Below are 19,445 nucleotides of genomic sequence, written 5' to 3' on the forward strand. Positions count from 1 at the left end.
GTTCAGCCAATAGGTCTCTGCCTGAGCGTGTGTCGCTTCAGCGCAGCGTTCGGTTCATGGGAAGTTCTGCTCCAAGGACGACCGACCTCGCTGCGTCCCGACAGCGGATCGGAAAATTCCGTGAAATCGCTTGAAGAGGCGATCTGCTAGCGGGGTGACAGCGGCCGGCCGAGTTGCTATTTCCCGCCCATTCGTGACGGCGCTGACGCGCCGGCCCTCCCCATCAAGGGGAGGGTGGGAGCCTAATCATGCCTGACCTACTGCTAGAACTTCGCTCGGAAGAGATTCCCGCCCGCATGCAGCGCAAGGCTGCCGGCGACCTCAGGAAGATGCTGACCGACGGTCTGGTCGAGGCGGGTCTGACCTATGAGGCGGCGCGCGAATATTGGACGCCGCGCCGGCTGGCGCTCGACATCCGGGGCCTGACCGCGCGCTCCAAGGATATTCGCGAGGAGATCAAGGGTCCCTCGACGACGGCGCCCGAGCAAGCGGTGCAGGGCTTCCTGCGCAAGGCCGGGCTGTCGTCGATCGCCGAGGCGCATGTCCATTCCGATCCGAAGAAGGGCGACTTCTACGTCGCCCACATCACGAAGCCGGGCAGGGCGGCCGAAGAGATCATCGCCGAGCTGGTGCCGGGCATCATCAAGAGCTTCCCCTGGCCGAAATCGATGCGCTGGGGGCCGGCTTCGGCGAAACCCGGCTCGCTGCGCTGGGTGCGGCCGCTGCAGTCGATCGTCTGCACCTTCGGCCCGGAGACCGAGGAGCCGGTCGTGGTCGATTTCGAGATCGACGGCATCCGCGCCGGCAACGTCACCTATGGCCATCGCTTCCATGCGCCGGGCTCAATCACGGTGCGCCGCTTCGACGACTATGTGGCCAAGCTCGAAGCGGCCAAGGTCGTGCTCGACGCCGACCGGCGCAAGGAGATCATCCTTCACGACGCCCGCAATCTCGCCTTCGCCAATGGCCTCGACCTCGTCGAGGACGAGGGCCTGCTGGAGGAGGTCTCCGGCCTGATCGAATGGCCGGTCGTGCTGATGGGCGAGTTCGAGCAGGATTTCCTCACCATTCCGGGCGAGGTCATCCGCCTCACCATCCGCGCCAACCAGAAGTGTTTTGTCACCCGGCCGCAAGGCGCGGGTGAGGATCTCTCGAACCGCTTCATCCTGGTCGCCAACATCGAGGCGAACGACGGCGGCAAGGAGATCGCCTACGGCAACGGCAAGGTGGTGCGGGCGCGCCTGTCCGACGCGCTCTATTTCTGGAAGACCGACCAGAGCGACCTGCCGGACCTCGACCAGCTTGGGGAATCGGCGGCGAAGTTCGGCCTCGATTTGAAGAAGCCGCTCGACCAGCGCATGGCGCGGCTCGATCATCTGAACGTCACCTTCCATGCCAAGCTCGGCACGCAGGGAGAGAGGGTTGAGCGTATCAAGAAGTTGGCGATAGAGCTTGCCCCGATCGTCGGCGCCGATGCAGCGATCGTCGCCCGCGCAGCCGTGCTCGCCAAGGCCGATCTGCAGACCGAGGTGGTCGGCGAGTTCCCTGAATTGCAGGGCGCCATGGGCCGCAAATACGCGTTGCTGCAGGGGGAGAATCCCTCGGTCGCGGCCGCCGCCGAGGAGCATTACAAGCCGCAGGGTCCGTCCGACCGCGTGCCGACCGATCCGGTCTCGGTAGCGGTGGCGCTCGCTGACAAGCTCGACACGCTGACGGGCTTTTGGGCGATCGACGAGAAGCCCACTGGCAGCAAGGATCCGTTCGCTCTGCGCCGAGCAGCACTTGGCGTGGTCAGAATCCTCATCGAGAACCGTATCCGTCTGGCGTTGACCTCCGTCTTCGCCACGGCTTTCGCAAACTTCAAAGGTAGCGCGGATCAGTCGTCCGACCTCCTCGCCTTCTTCCACGATCGCCTGAAGGTCTATCTGCGTGAAAGCGGTGCACGGCATGACTTGATCGATGCCGTGCTGTCAGCGGGCTCGCGCCCAATCTCCCCCCTTGTGGGGGAGATGTCGGCGAAGCCGACAGAGGGGGGCGCTGTCCCGCCAGCCTCTCATTCTGTCGCGCCCCCCTCTGCCCTGCCGGGCATCTCCCCCACAAGGGGGGAGATCGGCCAATCGCCGAACGACGATCTCCTGCAGATCGTGCGCCGCGTCGAGGCGCTGGGCTCCCTGCTCGACACCGAGGAGGGCAAGAACCTGCTCGCCGGCACCAAGCGCGCCGCCAACATCCTTGCCGCCGAGGAGAAGAAGAAAACGCTCGTCGCCGAGACCGTTGAGCCGGCTCTGTTCCGCGAAGACGCGGAAAAGAAGCTCTATGCCGCGGTGAATCAGGCCGAGAAGGAAGCCGGCCAAGCGATTCAAAACGAAGATTTTTCCGCCGCCATGCTGGCGCTTAGCGTGTTGCGCGAACCGGTTGATTCATTTTTTGAGGGCGTTCTCGTGAATGATGAGGACCAGGCCGTGCGCGCCAACCGCCTTGCGCTGCTCGCCCGCATCCGCGCCGCCACCGATCAGGTCGCGGATTTTTCAAAAATCGTCGGCTGACGGCTCGAAAAATCGAACATTTGGACCTGCCCGCATCCGCTAGGATGCAGGCAGGCTTCAACAATTCTGCGCCCGAAATTTAACGCGCCGGAGCCGGCTTACAGTCATACGGCGATGACCTCCGCGTGGCAGAACCGATGCATGGCGCCCGGACGTGTGCAGCGGTTCCGGGACAACGACATGCATCAGACAAAAGACGTTCCCAACCACGGAGGCATGCCATGAATTCCGTTGACGATATCGACCTGATTGAAGAGACCCCGGCCGCCGCCGAGGCCGTCGAAGCCGCTTCCGACGACATCCTCGACCATGCCGCCGCCGCGGCGGTCGAAGCCGCCGACCCGTCCGAGGACGACGAGGAAGATGGCGACGAGGAGGCCGCTGCCTCGGCCGACGATGAGTCGGAAGACGAGGATGAGGATGACGACGGCGACGACGAGGATGATGACGCCGACGAAGAAGCCAAGGCCTCGGCCGACGATGAGTCCGATGGCGAGGATGATGACGGCGATGAGGATGAAGACGACGCCGACGAAGACGATGACAAGGAAGAAGCGGCCTGAGCTGTCCGCAGTCGTCTAGCGAATGAAGGGCGGCGCATTGCGCGTCGCCCTTTTGTCGTCAGGCTGCTCCGTCAATCTTCCACGACGCTAACCCGCACGCTGTCGGAGTAGACATCCACCTCGATCAGCGGCTCGCCATTGACGATGGCGCGCCTCGTGGCGCTGCTCATGGCGCCGCCGCGTTCCAGCATGCGCTGCAGGTCGGCGCGCGAGCCATCGCTGCGGAACCAGGGATCGCCCTGGTCGTCGCCGTCGCGCCGGTGGAACTTGTGCCAGTTGGCGCGGTCCTGCCGCACCATCTGCGCCGCGCTGCTCAGCGGATAGCCGTCGCTGGCGCGATGGTCGCGATCGGAAATCCGCGCGACGTAAGAGCCGAGCATATCGTCGCCCCGCGCCGAACCCACGCCGAGTATCGTCGCCGCCACCAACCCCGCAACGGCCATTGCTTTCGAAACAGTCATGGAACCCCCTTTGAAATGCCAGCGCGATAGTGCCCGATCCCGATGACGAGAATCGGACAATGTTAAGCGCCTAGCACATCGGCCTGGCGTCCAGTTTGATTTACATCGCCTTGCCGACACGCGGCAGCGGCTGGGCATTTTGCGGCTGCGCCTGTGGCTGCGTGCCGCCCGACGCATTGGCTGTCGCGGTCGGCTGGCTGCCAGCCTTGTCGTTGCCCTTCGAAGCGGAGGCCGTGCCGTTCGGCGGCGCTGCCGTCGAAGTGCCGTTTGCCGGCGCGGTTGCCGGTGTTCCGGGCTTGGCCGAAGCGGTCGCCGCGGGCGTTGCGAAGGCGCCGCCGACAATGCCGCCGCGGATGATCATCGGCGCCGGCTGATGCCCGGACTCTTCGGGAATAGCCGCGACCTTTTCGTCGGTGACCGCGGGCATGGGATCGCCCAGCGCAATCATCGATGGCGCGGAGAGCGCCGACAGCTTGGCCGGATCGATCGCCTCCAGCCTGACCACCGAAGGCGTCGAGGTCGAGACGCCAAGCACGACGATCGACGACGCATGCGCCGCGCCGCTCATCGCCAAAAGACCGATGCCGAACGCTCCGAGCAAACGCATCACAAAAAACTCCCCAGCCGGTAACCACCGGCCCGCACCTTAAGGCCGGCAGATTGAAGCCGGCTTGCGCGGAAACTTAACATTTTAGGGATTGATAAATCGCCAATGCCCGCACTTGCCCGATGGAAGCCGTCGTATTACGGGACCGGCATGTTTGAGACTGGTGGCAAACTTGGCTGAGATCTTGGCGGTTAGCGAGGCGCTTGAGCGGGCTTTGGCGTTGCTGCAAGCCGGCGACGTCGTCGCCATCCCGACTGAGACGGTTTACGGTCTGGCGGGCGATGCCACGAACGGCGTTGCCGTGGCGCGTATTTTCGAGGCCAAGGGCCGGCCGCGCTTCAACCCGCTGATCGCCCATGTTGCCGATCGCGCAATGGCCGACCGCATAGCCGGCTTCGACCCGCTTTCGGCCAAGCTTGCGCAAGCCTTCTGGCCCGGCCCGCTGACGCTGGTGCTGCCGCAGCGCGCGGACAATGGCATCCATCCACTGGTCACCGCAGGGCTGGATACGATCGCGCTGCGCATGCCGAGGGGGTTCGGCGGCGAGCTGATCGCGCGGCTCGGCCGGCCGCTCGCCGCTCCCAGCGCCAATTCCTCAGGCAGGATTTCCGGCACGACGGCGCAAGCGGTCGCCGCCGATCTGGGCGACAGGATCAAGCTGGTCGTCGATGGCGGCGCAACGCCCGTCGGCCTGGAATCGACCATTCTCAAGGTCGAGGACGGCAAATTGCGGCTGCTCAGGCCGGGCGGCATCGGCGCCGAGGAGATCGAGGCCGCTGCCGGCGCGAAACTGCTGCGCGGCGCCGCCGGCATCGAGGCGCCGGGCATGCTTGCCTCGCATTACGCGCCGGGTGCGGCGATGCGGCTCAATGTTCAACAGATCGTGAGAGGCGAAGCATTGCTTGCCTTCGGCCGCAGCCGCGCCGAGGGCTGGCAGAATGCGGCGGCTATGCGCAATCTCTCCGAGGCCGGCGACCTGCGCGAGGCGGCCAGCAACCTCTTTGCCGCCATGCAGGCGCTCGACCGCGTCGGCGCCGCGACCATCGCCGTCGAGCCGATCCCTTTCGAGGGACTGGGCGAGGCGATCAACGACCGGCTCGCGCGCGCCGCTGCCCCCCGTGACAAGCAGGCCTGAGCGCCATAGGTTCTTGCCGCCATGAACGATCAGCCCTTCGACCTCGACCCTGCCGTCATCGACCGCTTCGCGGCAATCGTCGGCGACAAATATGCCTTGCGCGACCAGGTCGACATCGCGCCTTACATCACCGAGCGGCGCGGCCTCTGGCATGGCCGCACGTCGCTGGTGCTGAGGCCCGGCAGCGTCGAGGAAGTGAGCCGCATCATGCGGCTCGCGACCGAGACCGGAACGCCGATCGTGCCGCAGAGCGGCAACACCGGGCTGGTCGGCGCGCAGGTGCCGGACAAATCCGGCCACGACATCGTACTATCGCTGTCGCGGTTGAACCGCATTCGCGAGATCGATGTCCTGTCGAACACGGTGACCGTCGAGGTCGGCGTCATCCTGCAGACCCTGCAGGAGGCGGCCGACGCCGCCGACCGGCTGTTTCCGCTCTCGCTCGCCGCGCAAGGCTCCTGCCAGATCGGCGGCAATCTGTCCTCCAATGCCGGCGGCACGGGCGTGCTTGCCTATGGCAATGCGCGCGAGCTCTGCCTCGGCGTCGAGGTGGTGCTGCCGACCGGCGAGGTTTTCGACGATCTGCGCAAATTGAAGAAGGACAACACCGGCTACGATCTGAAGAACCTCTTCGTCGGCGCCGAAGGCACGCTCGGCGTCATCACTGCCGCGGTGCTGAAACTGTTTCCGAAGCCGAAGGGCAGGGAGGTCGCCTTTGCCGGCCTGCCATCGTCCCCGAAAGACGCGCTCTCGCTGTTCACTTTGGCGATGGACCGCGCCGGCGCTTCGCTCACAGCTTTCGAGCTGATCGCCAGAAGGCCCTATGATTTCACGCTGAAGCACGGGCAAGGCATCACGCGGCCGCTGGCCGACGACTGGCCGTGGTATGTGCTGATGCAGATTTCGTCCGGACGCTCCGAGGAGGACGGCAAGGCGCTGATCGAGGAGATTCTTTCAGCCGGCCTCGAGCAAGGCATCGTCGGCGACGCGGTGGTGTCGGCAAGCCTGGCCCAGGCCGACGCCTTCTGGAATTTCCGCGAGACGCTGCCCGAATGCCAGAAGCTTGAGGGCGCCTCGATCAAGCACGACATCTCCGTGCCGATCGCCTCGATCCCCGACTTCATCGAAAAGGCGGCCGGCGTGGTGGAAGGCGTCTGCCCCGGCGCGCGCGTGGTCTGCTTCGGCCACATGGGCGACGGCAACCTGCACTATAACATCTCGCGTCCGGTGGATTGGCAGGACGAGCCGTTCCTCGAGCTCTACCACCCGATGAACAAGGCCGTGCACGATGTCGTGCGCGCCTTCCACGGCTCGATCTCGGCCGAGCACGGCATAGGTCAGCTGAAGCGCGACGAGCTCATCGCCACGGCGCCGCCGATGGCGATCGACCTGATGCGCCGGGTGAAGGCCGCCTTCGATCCCGCAGGCATCATGAATCCCGGTAAGGTTATCTGATCCTTCCCATATCTGGTGGGCGGTCGCATTCCGATAACCATCCCTGAGATCAGCAAAATTTAACCGACTTTCTTAAGCGCGCCGGTAAGAAGCCAGCGCTAACATTTCTTCCCATAACGAGGCCGGAAAAACCGGCCCTGAGAGAACCGGAAAACGGCCCTCAGGAGTAACAGGGAAGACATCGATGAACACTGGACTGAAGCCAGTCTGGGCCGGGCGCAACATGCGTCTCGACCCGTTTCGCCTGCCGCAGATGGTGAGCTACGCCACCCGCGACGACTATGGCGATGTGACCTTCACCATCGACCAGCGCGGCGCCGTCATCCGCCGCATGCTGGAGATGAGCGGTTTGCCGGCGATCATCGCGCTGCCCGCCAAGGCGTTCCGCGGCGTGGCCGCGCGCGCCATGGAGGATCCGGACGGCAACGTCACCGTGACGCTCGAGCTCCTGCACAATGATCCGATGCTCTCGGTGCCGCTGCTGGTAGCCGACGATCTCGAGGATGTCGCCGCCGACTGGCGCGCCTGGGCCGACGCCTATCGCCTGCCGATGCTGCTGATCGAGGCCGACGGCATTGCCCGCACGCTGGAAGAATCGCTCGGCGCCGCCATCAAGGCGCGGACGCCGCAGGAGCGCCGCAAGGGCCGCGTCTCCACCACGCGCCGCCCGCGCTTCCTCGCCCGCCGCAAGGCCGGCAATCTGGGCCTGAGGCTCGTCATCGACGGCCAGGAGATTATCGCGAGGGAGTAGTGCAGCGCTCTTCCTTCTCCCCTTGTGGGAGAAGGTGTCGCCGAAGGCGACGGATGAGGGGTGCTCCAGGGAAAGCCAACGTCTCACTCCGCTGGAACACCCTCATCCGTCTCGGCGCTGCGCGCCGATCCACCTTCTCCCACAAGGGGAGAAGGGGAAGCGCCGCCGCTACACCAGCGGCTTCAGCCATATCCAAACCGAACCGCCGATCAGCCCCAGGAAGATCAGCCAGCCGACCTGGTTGTTCGACTTGAACAGTTTCAGGCACTGGTCCGGATTGTTGATGTCGAGCCGGATAATCTGGCGCCCCATATGCGCGCCGGCGGCGATCAGTCCCGCCAGCGCCACGATCGGCACCTGCGCCGAGGCGAAGGCGATGGCGAAGCAGATCAGCGTGCCGCCATAGAGCCCGCTAAGCCACATCTTGGTGTTGTCGCCGAACAGCCGCGCCGTCGAGCGCACGCCGACGATGGCGTCGTCTTCCTTGTCCTGATGCGCGTAGATCGTGTCGTAGCCGATCACCCACAGGATCGAGCCGATATAGAGCATGATCGCCGGGTCATCGATGTCGCCGAACTCGACCGCCCATCCCATCAGCGCGCCCCAGGAGAAGGCTAAGCCCAGCACGAATTGCGGCCAGTTGGTGATGCGCTTCATGAAGGGATAGACCGCGACGATCACGAGCGAAGCGATGCCGAGCGGAATGGCGAAGCTGTTGAACTGCAAGAGCACGGCCAGGCCCGCCAGCGCCTGGATGATGACGAAGATCCAGGCCTGGCGGCGCGTCACCTTGCCGGCCGGCAGCGGCCGCGAGCGGGTGCGCTCGACCTGGTTGTCGATGTCCTCGTCAGCGAGATCGTTATAGGTGCAGCCGGCGCCGCGCATGGCGACGGCGCCGACGAAGAACAATACCAGATACCAGGGAGCCGGAAGCAGCGTCAGCAGCGGGTCGGTCGGACGCGGATAGGCGCCCGCGGCAAGCGCCGCCGACCACCAGCAGGGCCACAAGAGCAGTTGCCAGCCGATCGGCCGGTCCCAGCGCGCAAGCTGCGCATAGGGCCACAGCCAGCGCGGCAGCACGCGGTAGACCCAGTGCCCGCTCGGCGCGTCGGCGACGCGGCCCTGGATCGCTTTCGACTGGACGGTTTCCATCACGCTGGAGTGGCAGCAGCAGGCAGCGCCGTCAAGCGGCCGCGGTGTCGCTCAAGCGTCGAAAACTCAGGCGGTGAAAACATCGTGATCGGCAAACCATGCCTTGGCGACCTCGATGAAGGCCGTGGCCGCCTTGGACAGGCGCTGGCGCGTGTCATGCGTCAGGATGATGCGCTGCATCGGCAGCGGATCGGAGAGCGGCTTGCAGATCAGCGGCAGGCCGTCATAGCTGCGGTCGCCATGGGGTCTCGTATAGCTGACCGCGACGCCGAAACCGTTGGCCACCATGGAGCGCTGCAACTCGAACGAACCGGTCGTCGCCCTGGCGACCGGCGACAGGCCGCGGCTGAGAAAAAGGTCCAGCATGTGCTGCCAGCTATGCGGCTGGTCGGTGGTGATCAGCGGATGCTGCGCGAGCTCGGCCAGGCTGACGGCATGCTTGTCGGCCAGCACATGGCCGGCAGGCAGGAGCGCGTGCGGTCGCAATTCATGCAGCAGGACGCGTTTGAAATGCCCGGGAAGGCCGAGATCGTAGGTGAGGCCGAGATCGACGGCGCTGTCGGCCAGGCGCCGCCCCAGCGTCTCGAAGGTCTCGTCGCCGATGACGACCGTGACGGCCGGGCAGCGCTCGGCGAAGGCGCGCATCAGCGCCGGCACGAAATAAGGCGCCAGGTCCTCGAAGCAGCCGAGGACCAGCTCGCCGCCGATATCGGCGTCGCGCGATCCGAGCGCCGCCAGCTCGTCCGCCTCGCCCAGCACTTGCCTTGCCTTGGCGACGGCCCTGCGGCCGAAGGAGGTCAGCGCGACGCCGCTGCCGCGCTGGCGCACGAAGATTTTCTGGCCGAGCGCGTCCTCGACATGGTCGATCGCCACCGAGATCGACGGCTGCGACACGTTCAGCGCCTGGGCCGCCATGGTCACGCTGCCATAGCGGGCGACGGCGACGACATAGCGCAGTTGCGTGAGTGTGAATTTCATAGGTAAAAACTATAAGAGAGATGGCAAGTTATTATTTTACGTAATGTGAGGCTCTTGCGATAGTGGGCCATCGACAAGCAGGAGAGCACGATGGCCAGCCCGAAGATCGACGCCGCGACGATAGCCGATTACCAGCGTGACGGCGCGGTCTGCATCCGCGGCGCCTTCAAGGACTGGGTCGATGTCATCGCCGACGGCATTGAACGCAATATTCAGAACCGCAGCGCCACGGCCTCCGACATCGCCGGCGGCAAGGGCAGCTTCTTCGACGACTACTGCAATTGGGAGCGCATCCCGGAATTCGTCAGGATCGTCAGGGAATCGCCGGCCGCCGAACTTGCGGCGGCCGTCATGCAATCGCGCAGCGCCCAGTTCTTCCACGACCACGTCCTGGTCAAGGAGCCTGGCACGCAGAAGCCGACACCCTGGCACCAGGACATTCCCTATTACTTCGTCGATGGCAGCCAGACGGTGAGCTTCTGGATTCCGATCGACCCGGTGAAGGAGGCGACGCTGCGGCTGATCGCCGGCTCGCACAAATGGGAAAAGATGGTGCTGCCGGTGCGCTGGCTGAACGACGCCAATTTCTACGCCGGCGAGGGCGACTACCGGCCGGTGCCCGATCCCGACAACGATCCCTCGATGAAGGTGCTCGAATGGGAGATGGAGCCGGGCGACGCCATCCTGTTCGATTTCCGCACGGCGCACGGTGCGCGCGGTAATTTGACCTCGGCGCGACGCCGGGCGCTGTCGCTGCGCTGGGTCGGCGACGACGCGCATTATGTCGAGCGGCCGGGCCGCACCTCGCCGCCCTATCCCGGCCACGAGATGAAGCCGGGCCAGAGGCTGCGCGAGGACTGGTTCCCCGTTATCTATCAGAGCTGAGTCGTTTTTCCGATCCGGCCGAACGCGGGACTTATCTTATCCCTCTTGATCAGGGCCATGTTCCCGTGCGCAATTGCCGCCAAAATGCCAAGACGACTTGACCGGTCGCCTGCGGACCAATAGCGGGTTCGGGGAGACGACCAGCAAGAGGTGGCCATGAACGTTCTTCTTCTCGGCTCGGGTGGCCGCGAACATGCGCTCGCCTGGAAGATCTCTGCCTCGCCGCTGCTGACGAAGCTTTATGCCGCGCCCGGCAATCCCGGCATCGGCCGCGTCGCCGAACTGGTGAAGCTCGACGTCGCCGACCATTCCACCGTCGCCGCCTTCTGCCAGGAAAAGAAGATCGATCTCGTCGTGGTCGGCCCTGAAGGCCCGCTGGTCGCCGGCATCGCCGACGATCTGCGCGCCTGGGGTATCCGCGTCTTCGGCCCCTCCAAGGCGGCGGCCCGGCTCGAGGGCTCGAAAGGCTTCACCAAGGACCTTTGCGCGAAGTTCAACATTCCGACCGCCGCCTATGGCCGCTTCAGCGATCTCGCCTCGGCCAAGGCCTATGTCGAGAAGGTCGGCGCGCCGATCGTCATCAAGGCCGACGGGCTCGCCGCCGGCAAGGGTGTCACCATCGCGATGACTTCTGACGAGGCGAACGCCGCGCTGGAAGCCTGTTTCGACGGCGCTTTCGGCGCCGCTGGCGCCGAGGTCGTGGTCGAGGAATATCTGACCGGTGAGGAGGCGAGCTTCTTTTGCCTGTGCGACGGCGCCACGGCGCTGCCCTTCGGCACCGCGCAGGACCACAAGCGCGTCGGCGACGGCGATACCGGGCCGAACACCGGCGGCATGGGCGCCTATTCGCCGGCGCCGGTGATGACGCCCGAAATGACCGAGCGCACCATGCGCGAAATCATCGAGCCGACCATGCGCGGCATGGCCAATCTCGGCGCGCCCTTCGCCGGCATCCTCTTCGCCGGCCTGATGATCACCGAGAGCGGCCCGAAGCTGATCGAATACAACACCCGCTTCGGCGATCCTGAATGCCAGGTGTTGATGATGCGACTGAAGGACGACCTGCTCGTCCTGCTCAACGCCGCCGTCGACGGCCAGCTTGCGCATATGTCAATCCGCTGGAGCGACGAGACGGCGCTGACCGTGGTGATGGCGGCGAGGGGCTATCCCGGCACGCCGGAAAAGGGCTCGGTCATCCGCGGCCTTGACGAGGCCGAGCGTGATGGCGCCCAGATTTTCCACGCCGGCACCGCCATCAATGGCGGCGCGCTGGTCGCCAATGGCGGCCGCGTGCTCAACGTAACCGCGCTCGGCAAGACAGCCGGCGAGGCGCAGGCCAAGGCGTATGCGGCGATCGATCATATCGATTGGCCGCAGGGCTTTTATCGGCACGACATCGGCTGGCAGGCCGTGGCGCGCGAGAAGACCGGCGCGTAACCCAGCTTCAGGCGGCCGCGCTCTTTCGTCCGCCACGCGCCCAGGCCGGCAGCCAGTCGCCATGCGCGGCGAGGAGGTCGTCGACCAGCGACCAGATCTGGTCGAGATCGAGCTCGGCGGCGGTGTGCGGGTCCATCATCGCCGCGTGGTAGATGTGCTCGCGGTTCTCGTTGATCAGCGCCCGAACCGTCAGCTCCTGCACATTGATGTTGGTGCGGATCATCGCCGTCAGTTGCGGCGGCAGCTCGCCGATATAGGTCGGCTGGATGCCGGAGGCGTCGACCAGGCACGGCACTTCTGCCGCGCAGTCGGAGGGCAGCGAGGTGATGCAGCCATTGTTTCGGACATTGCCGTAGATCACCGACGGCTCGCCGGTCCACACGGAGTTCATGATCGAGGAGGCATACTCCCTGGATTCCTCGACCTCGATGCGCTGGGCCGAGCGGTAGGCCTGCGCCTGGTCTTTCCAGCGCTCGATCTGCTCGATGCAGCGCTTGGGGTATTCGTCGAGCGGAATGCCGTATTTCTCGATCAGGTCGGGCCGCCCGTCCTTGATGAAATAAGGCGTGTATTCGGCGAAATGCTCCGAGCTCTCGGTGACGAAATAGCCGAGCCGGGTCAGCATCTCGTAACGCACCTTGTTCGGGCAGCGCGGGTTCCAGCCCGGTTTCGGCGCGCGGCCTTCGCGATAGGCGCGCACGAGATCGGGGTAGAGGTCGCGATAGGAGCCGTCCGCCTGGCGATGCTCGAATTTGAGATAGAACGCCATGTGATTGATGCCGGCCGAGCGGTAGCGGATCTCCTCATAGGGAAGGTCGAGGTCGTGCGCCAGCTCCATCGCAGTGCCCTGCACGGAATGGCAGAGCCCGACCTGCTTGATCATGGGATATTTCTCGGCGATGGCCCAGGTGTTGATCGCCATCGGGTTGACATATTGCAGCATGATCGCCTCCGGGCAGACGGCGAGCATGTCCTCGCAGATCTTCCACAGATGCGGCACGGTCCTGAGACCCCGCATGATGCCGCCGACGCCGAGCGTGTCGGCTATGGTCTGGCGCAGGCCGTATTTCTTCGGCACCTCGAAATCGGTGACGGTGCAGGGCTCGTAGCCGCCGATCTGGAAGGCGACGACGACGAAGTCGGCCCCTTTCAATGCCTTGCGCTGGTCGGAATAGGTCTCGGCCTTCGCCTTGACGCCGAGCGTCGCGATCAGCTTGTTGACGACGACGGCGCTTTCTTCCAGCCGCTGCGGGTTGATGTCCATCAGCGCGATCGTCGCGCCCGACAGCGCCGGCCGCTGCAGCACGTCGCCGACGATGTTTTTCATGAACACCGTCGAGCCGGCGCCGATGAACGTGATCCTGGGATTTCTAGCCACTGTAAGCCTCCGGTACTTGTCTACGCCACCTCGAAAGCGGCCCTGACGAGCCGTTCGGTGTAGGCGGTCTTGGGATTGGAAAGGACCTCGTCGACGGGTCCCTGTTCGACGATCCTACCGTGCTGCATGACGATGACGCGGTGGCACAGCGCCCGCACCACTTTGAGGTCGTGCGAGATGAAGAGATAGCTCAAGCCCCGCTCGTCCTGCAGCTTGCGCAGCAGGTCGATGATCTGCGCTTGCACCGAAAGATCGAGCGCCGATGTCGGTTCGTCGAGCAGGATGAATTCCGGCTCCAGCGCAATGGCGCGCGCGATCGCGATGCGCTGCCGCTGGCCGCCGGAGAATTCATGCGGAAAGCGCGACAGGATGTTGCCGGGCATGCCGGCGCTGACCAGTGCCTCGCGCACCCGCTCGACCCGCTCGCGCCGCGTGGCGCCCAGCCTGTTGACGACCAGCCCTTCCTCGATGATCTGGCCGATCGTCATGCGCGGGTTGAGCGAGGAGAACGGGTCCTGGAAGACGATCTGCATGCGCGAGCGCAGCGGCCGCATCTCGCCGCGCGACAGCGTCTCGATCGGTTGGCCGTCGAAGCGGATTTCCCCGCGCTTGGCATCCTGCAACCTGAGCAGCGCCTGGCCGAAGGTGGTCTTGCCGGAGCCGGATTCGCCGACCAGCCCCAGTGTCTCGTGGCGGCAGAGCTTCAGGTCGAGATCGTCGACCGCGACCAGCTCGCGCCAGTCGGGTTTGAGGAACGTTCCGTGGCGCAGCATGAAGCAGACACGCACGCCGTTCGCCTCGAGGATGGCGCCGGAACCTTCCGGCAGCGGCTGCGGCCGCCCATGCGGCTCGGAGGCGAGCAGCCGCTGCGTGTAGGGGTGCTGCGGATTGGCAAAGAGCCGCTCGGTGACATTGTGCTCGCACATCTCGCCATGCTGCATGACATAGACATAGTCGGAGAATTTGCGCACCACGGTAAGGTCGTGGGTGATCAGGATCACCGCCATCTTCAGCTCTTTCTGAAGATTGCGGATCAGGTTGAGGATCTGCGCCTGCACGGTGACGTCTAGCGCGGTGGTCGGCTCGTCGGCGATCAGCACGTCGGGATCGTTGGCCAAGGCCATGGCGATCATCACACGCTGCCGCTGGCCGCCGGAGAGCTGGTGCGGATACTGCTTGAGCCGCGCTTCCGGTTCGGGAATCTGGACATGCTTGAGGAGCTCCAGCGCCCGCGCCCAGGCTTCCCTGCGGCTCACCTTGCGATGCACCCTGATCGCCTCGACGATCTGGCTGCCGACCGTGTAGATCGGGTTGAGCGAGCTCATCGGTTCCTGGAAGATCATCGAGATGCGGTTGCCGCGCAGCTTGCGCCGGGCGGCCTCGGGGAATTTCAGGATATTCTGCCCGAGATAGTCGACGCTCGAACGTGGCGACACGGTCGCCCGCCGCGACAACAATCCCATGACGGTGCGCGCCGTGACCGATTTGCCGGAACCGGATTCGCCGACGATGGCGATCGTCTCACCGCGATAGAGCTGGAACGAGACGTCCTTCACCGCCTCGACCGTGCCGTGCTCCACCTTGAAGGCGACCTCGATGTTGCGGACGTCGATGATGGGCTGTTCATGGCGCGCGGCGTGGTCGAGCCGGACGGCCGGTGCGAAATTCTCTGCGAGCGCGATCGTCGTCATCCCGGCCACCTCAATAGGGATCGACGGCATCGCGCAGGCCGTCGCCCAACGCGTTGAATGCAAAGACGGTGACCAGCACGAAGCCGACCGGCGACAGGATCCAGGGATAGGTGCCGATGACCGAATAGGTCGCCGTGTCCTGCAACATCAGCCCCCAGGAGATCAGCGGCGGCTTCACGGCGAAGCCGAGGAAGCCGAGGAAGGCTTCGAGCAGCACCACCGTCGGGATGGCGATCGTCACCGCGACAATGACATGGCTCATCACATTGGGAAAAATGTGCTGCATGATGATGCGCCGGTCGTTGGCGCCGACCGCCATGGCAGCGCGCACATAGTCGATCCGCGCCAGCGCCAGCGTCTTGCCGCGCACCTCGCGCGACATCTGCGCCCAGCCCAGCGCCGACATGACGATGATGACGAAACCGAGGAAGACATTGGTCGGCGCGGTGACCGGGATCAGCGTCGTCAGCGCGAGATAGAGCGGCAGCTGCGGGAAGGCAAGCACCAGCTCGACGAAGCGTTGCACCCAGACATCGAACTTGCCGCCGAAATAGCCGGAGACCATGCCCACGGTGGTGCCGATCAGCGTGATGATGAAGACCACCGTCAGCGCGATCATCAGCGAAACCCGCGAGCCGTGGATGGCGCGCGACAGCACGTCGCGGCCGAACTTGTCGGTGCCGAGGAAATGCACCGGCTGGCCGTCCATCGAGGCGAAGAAATGCCGGTCGGCCGGGATCAGCCCGAACAGCCTGTAGGGTGCGCCTTCGACGAAGAATCCGAGCAGGCGCGGGTGGTCGTAGTCGGGACCGACGATCGGCTGGAAGGTAACCGGATCGAGGTCGGCCGAGTCGGCCAGCGCATAGATCCTCGGCCGGAAGGTGAAATTGCCGTCCTTGTCATGAAAGCTCGGCACCTGGGGTGGCGCGAAGGCGACATCGGTCGCCTTCGGATCCGAGGGTGCGATGAAATCCGCGAACACCGCCATGACAAGCAGAAGCACGACCAGGAAGAGCCCGGCCATGCCGGTCCAGGAGCGCTTCAGCCGGCGCCAGACCAGCGCGATATAGCTCTCATTGCCATGCGCCGGCTCGGCGATGGCCACGCCTTCGGCTGGCGGCGGCGGGGAGGGGTCGCGCGCCAGCATCTAGCGCTCCCCGAACTGTCGGATGCGCGGATCGAGCAGCACCAGCAGCATGTCGGCAATGATGTTGCCGACGATCAGCGTCGCCGACAGCACCATCATGAAGGTGGCGGTCACATAGACGTCGCCCACCGCCATCGAGCCGACGATGGCCGGGCCGACGGTCGGCAGCGCGAAGATGATCGCCGTCTCGATCTCGCCGGTGAGCATATAGGGCAGCACCACGCCCTGATACATCACTAGCGGATGCAGCGCGTTGGGCACGGCATGCCGCATGACGACGGCACCCCCGGTCAGGCCCTTGGCCTTGGCCGTCTCGACATATTGCATGTTCAGCGTGTCGAGCAGATTGCCGCGCATGACGCGCATGTTGTAGGCGAGGCCGCCGAAGGTCGCGATCGCCACCACCGGCCAGACATGCTTCACCAGGTCGACGAACTTCGCCCACGACCATGGCGCGCCGCCATATTGCGGCGAGAAGAACGAGCCGATCTCCGACACGTTGAACTGGAAGACCAGCAGATAGACGATGATCAGCGCCATCAGGAAGCGCGGCACCGTCATGCCGAGGAACGAGATCGCCGAAAGTGTCGAGTCGATCCAGCTATACTGCCTTGTCGCCGCCCATATGCCGAAGGTGATGCCGAGCACCGAGGCGAGCAGGTGGCAGACCAGCGCGAGCAGCAGCGTGCGCGGCAGGCGTTCGCCCACCACGTCGGCCACCGGCTTGTTGTAATAGAGGCTGTAGCCGAAATCGCCGCGCGTGATGATGCCGCCGATCCAGTTGAGATACTGGACGGGCAGCGGCTTATCGAGGCCATGTTCGACGCGATAGGCCTGCGCCTGCGCGTCGGCTTCGGCATAAGAGGCGCCGCCTTGGTTGATCAGCTGCGACTTGATGTAGTCGGCATAGTCGCCCGGCGGCGCCTGGATGATGGCGAAGGTGACGAGACTTAAGATGGCGAAAACCGGAATCGCCGAAGCGATGCGCATGAGCAGGAATCGCAGCATCGGATCGTCCGCCTTCTTGTCTGCCCGCCGCTCCCCTCGGGTGCGTTCGGAGATTTCGCTTGTCCGGCCGCACCGCGGCGCGGCCGGACGTCTCTCGGTCAGGGGAGGTAAGCTTAGTCCATCGGTCCCTTATCGCCAGGCTTGCCGGGCAATTCCTTGGGGAACAACTCATACTTTGCCTGCTTGTCCGCCTTGACGAACACGCGCTCGCGGACGATCGAATCCTCGGCCCAGTTGAACATGAAGATCGGCGTGCCCTGCGGGATGTTGGAGAAGCGCTTGTTGATGATGAGCGCGCCCGGATATTCCGTCAGGCCGACATTGTAGACATGCTCGGTCGATATCTTCTGGAACTTTCGCATCAGCTCGGCGCGCTGGTCGTTGTCCTGCGTCGACACGAACTTGTTGACGATGTCGACGAGGTCCTTTTCGAAGGGCATCAGGTCGACCTGGCCGCTTTCCGGCGCGCGATGGTTCCAACTGGTCTTCGGCCCGACTGGCGCGAGCTGCTCGGTATTTTGAACGACGGAGGTGAGCTCGGTCTCGTTGCGCCGGATCAGCCAGTCGAAGCGGCCGGAATATTGTGTGGCATCGCGCTGCGTGCCGTTGAGCCCGTTGAGCACCACCCTCAGGCCCAGCTTCTCCATCTGCGCGATCACGCCTTCGGCAAGGCTCTTGTCGGTGGTGTAGTCGTTGTTGACCAGCATCACGATCTCGACATCCTTGCCGCCGGCGGTGCCGGCCGGGAAGTTCACGATGCCATCGCCATCCGTATCCTTGAGACCGGCCTTGGCGAGCAATGCCTTGGCGCCTTCGAGGTCGAACGGATAGTAGACCGTCGACTTACGGTCATAGAAGCTGGTGCCGGATGAGAAACCGCCCGGATAGATGGCGGTGAACGGACCCTTGACCAGAGAGTCGCCCAGCGCCTTGCGATCGAGCGCCATGGTGACGGCCTTGCGGAAGTCCTCGTTGCGGTTCAGCTCGCGGATCGCCTGGCCGCGCTCGTCCGGGTTGCCCCAGCCATTGGCGGAAAAGTTCATGCGCAGATTGTAGCCGATCAGGCGCGGGCCGAAGGCGAGGCGGGCCGGCGCGTTCTTGTCGGCCGCGCGCTTCAGCGAGGCGACGAAATTTTCCGGCTGCTCAAGGTTCGAGAAATCGCCCGAGCCGGCAACAGCCTGGACGTCGCGGTCGGCCCAGGTCGAGAGCTTGTATTGCAGCTCGTTGAGATAGGGCAGCTGGTTGCCCTTCTCGTCGACCTTCCAATAATAGGGATTGCGGCGCATGACGATGATGTCGTCCGGCCGGTATTCGACCGGCACCCAGGCGCCCATCACCGGCATGTTCATATATTCCGGGGGGAAGGCGTTCTTGAACTGGTCGTAGGTGTTCTTCGAATATTTCGGATGCTGCGGCTTCAGGATATGCGACGGACCGGGGCAGAAAGTGCCATAGGCCATGGCATAGAGATATTGCCGCGGGAACGCCTCCTTGAACGTCCATTCCACGGTGTAGTCGTCGATCTTCTTCAGCGTCGTGCCGACGCCGAAAGTCTCCGGCGTGGCGCCGTTCAGCGGCGAGACGTTGGGGTCGACGACCTCGTCGTCCCAATAGAACATCACGTCGTCGGCGTTGAAGGGCGCGCCGTCGGACCATTTGGCGCCTTCGATCAGATGCATGGTCAGCTTGTGGCCGTCGCTCGACCAGTCCCAGCTCTTGGCGAGGTTGGGCAGCGGCTCGGTGTCCTTGGCCTCGACCTGGAACAGCGGCGCCGTGCGCGTCAGGCATTCGGACAGGCCGATATCGATGCCGCCCCACCCTTGCGTCTGGCCGGCGCCGTAGTTCCAGCCTTCCGGCCTGCCACCGATCACATGGCGCATCGTGTCGCCATAGACGCCGATGCCGTCCGGCATGTTGGCGGTCTTGAAGACCAGCGGTTCCTTCGGCAGCCTGTCCTTGACCGGAGGCAGCTTGCCGGTCTTGACGTATTTCTCCGTCACCCAATCCGGCTCGTGATATTCGGGCAGCGCCTTGAACTCCAGGATGGAGTCGCGCGCCACATAATGGATCTTGCCTTCGGCCGGGAATGTCGCAGGCTGCGGCGGGATCGTCGGCTCGGAAGCGAAGGCGTTGAGTGCATGGACTGAAACGCCGAGCATCAGCCCGGCGGCAATGCCTGTTCTACGAAAAGTCCTCATAGTCTCCTCCCAGATGTTTTTGGACGTCTGCTGCTGCCCGCCTCTTGTGAATT

Annotated in this window: 16 protein-coding genes; 7 read left to right on the forward strand and 9 right to left on the reverse strand. The window is 64.6% G+C overall.

The window, feature by feature from the left end:
- The first annotated feature begins 248 nt into the window (after positions 1-248).
- Together glyS and E5X34_RS08015 are read left to right on the forward strand one after the other, a co-directional pair.
- Positions 249-2,546, forward strand: coding sequence for a glycine--tRNA ligase subunit beta (gene glyS / locus E5X34_RS08010; RefSeq protein WP_292562869.1), 2,298 nt, complete (start codon positions 249-251; stop codon positions 2,544-2,546).
- A gap of 221 nt (positions 2,547-2,767) precedes the next feature.
- On the forward strand, positions 2,768-3,109 hold the full coding sequence (locus E5X34_RS08015) for an ATPase (RefSeq protein ID WP_292562871.1): 342 nt from the start codon (positions 2,768-2,770) through the stop codon (positions 3,107-3,109).
- 71 nt (positions 3,110-3,180) lie between these two features.
- Here the strand turns inward: E5X34_RS08015 and E5X34_RS08020 are convergent, their stop codons facing one another.
- Complete coding sequence (locus E5X34_RS08020; RefSeq protein ID WP_292562873.1) at positions 3,181-3,570, reverse strand: hypothetical protein; 390 nt, start codon at positions 3,568-3,570, stop codon at positions 3,181-3,183.
- Positions 3,571-3,670: 100 nt separating this feature from the next.
- A complete protein-coding gene (locus E5X34_RS08025; RefSeq protein ID WP_292562875.1) occupies positions 3,671-4,177 on the reverse strand; it encodes a hypothetical protein in 507 nt (168 codons plus the stop codon).
- Between the two features lie 172 nt (positions 4,178-4,349).
- Here E5X34_RS08025 and E5X34_RS08030 point away from each other — a divergent pair, with 172 nt between their 5' ends.
- The 3 genes from E5X34_RS08030 (at position 4,350) to E5X34_RS08040 (ending at position 7,518) form a co-directional block, all read left to right on the forward strand.
- On the forward strand, positions 4,350-5,312 hold the full coding sequence (locus E5X34_RS08030; protein ID WP_292562877.1) for an L-threonylcarbamoyladenylate synthase: 963 nt from the start codon (positions 4,350-4,352) through the stop codon (positions 5,310-5,312).
- A 21-nt stretch (positions 5,313-5,333) separates the two neighbouring features.
- A complete protein-coding gene (locus tag E5X34_RS08035; RefSeq protein WP_292562879.1) occupies positions 5,334-6,767 on the forward strand; it encodes an FAD-binding oxidoreductase in 1,434 nt (477 codons plus the stop codon).
- 184 nt (positions 6,768-6,951) lie between these two features.
- Positions 6,952-7,518, forward strand: a complete 567-nt coding sequence (locus tag E5X34_RS08040) for a DUF6101 family protein (RefSeq protein ID WP_042641462.1) — start codon at positions 6,952-6,954, stop codon at positions 7,516-7,518.
- Positions 7,519-7,686: 168 nt separating this feature from the next.
- Here E5X34_RS08040 and ubiA read toward each other — a convergent pair whose 3' ends face one another.
- Positions 7,687-8,670: a 4-hydroxybenzoate octaprenyltransferase gene (gene ubiA / locus E5X34_RS08045; protein ID WP_292563279.1), complete on the reverse strand. Its 984-nt coding sequence runs from the start codon at positions 8,668-8,670 to the stop codon at positions 7,687-7,689.
- Between the two features lie 66 nt (positions 8,671-8,736).
- Positions 8,737-9,648, reverse strand: coding sequence for a LysR family transcriptional regulator (locus tag E5X34_RS08050; protein WP_292562882.1), 912 nt, complete (start codon positions 9,646-9,648; stop codon positions 8,737-8,739).
- A 90-nt stretch (positions 9,649-9,738) separates the two neighbouring features.
- On the opposite strand from E5X34_RS08050, the gene E5X34_RS08055 reads away from it, so the two are divergent.
- Together E5X34_RS08055 and purD are read left to right on the forward strand one after the other, a co-directional pair.
- A complete protein-coding gene (locus E5X34_RS08055) occupies positions 9,739-10,533 on the forward strand; it encodes a phytanoyl-CoA dioxygenase family protein (RefSeq protein WP_292562884.1) in 795 nt (264 codons plus the stop codon).
- A 156-nt stretch (positions 10,534-10,689) separates the two neighbouring features.
- Positions 10,690-11,970, forward strand: coding sequence for a phosphoribosylamine--glycine ligase (gene purD / locus E5X34_RS08060; protein ID WP_292562885.1), 1,281 nt, complete (start codon positions 10,690-10,692; stop codon positions 11,968-11,970).
- Between the two features lie 7 nt (positions 11,971-11,977).
- Here purD and E5X34_RS08065 read toward each other — a convergent pair whose 3' ends face one another.
- From E5X34_RS08065 to E5X34_RS08085, 5 genes are all read right to left on the reverse strand, one after another.
- Entirely contained in the window at positions 11,978-13,348 is a 1,371-nt protein-coding gene (locus E5X34_RS08065; RefSeq protein WP_292562887.1) for an alpha-glucosidase/alpha-galactosidase, read from the reverse strand.
- A gap of 20 nt (positions 13,349-13,368) precedes the next feature.
- Positions 13,369-15,039, reverse strand: coding sequence for an ABC transporter ATP-binding protein (locus E5X34_RS08070; RefSeq protein WP_292562889.1), 1,671 nt, complete (start codon positions 15,037-15,039; stop codon positions 13,369-13,371).
- 10 nt (positions 15,040-15,049) lie between these two features.
- Complete coding sequence (locus E5X34_RS08075; RefSeq protein WP_292562890.1) at positions 15,050-16,186, reverse strand: ABC transporter permease; 1,137 nt, start codon at positions 16,184-16,186, stop codon at positions 15,050-15,052.
- Positions 16,187-17,194: an ABC transporter permease gene (locus tag E5X34_RS08080; protein ID WP_292562892.1), complete on the reverse strand. Its 1,008-nt coding sequence runs from the start codon at positions 17,192-17,194 to the stop codon at positions 16,187-16,189.
- Positions 17,195-17,307: 113 nt separating this feature from the next.
- Positions 17,308-19,392, reverse strand: coding sequence for an ABC transporter substrate-binding protein (locus E5X34_RS08085; protein WP_292562894.1), 2,085 nt, complete (start codon positions 19,390-19,392; stop codon positions 17,308-17,310).
- Positions 19,393-19,445: the final 53 nt, after the last annotated feature.

The sequence above is a fragment of the Mesorhizobium sp. genome, from assembly GCF_004963255.1.
In the GTDB taxonomy this organism is placed as follows: Bacteria; Pseudomonadota; Alphaproteobacteria; order Rhizobiales; family Rhizobiaceae; genus Mesorhizobium.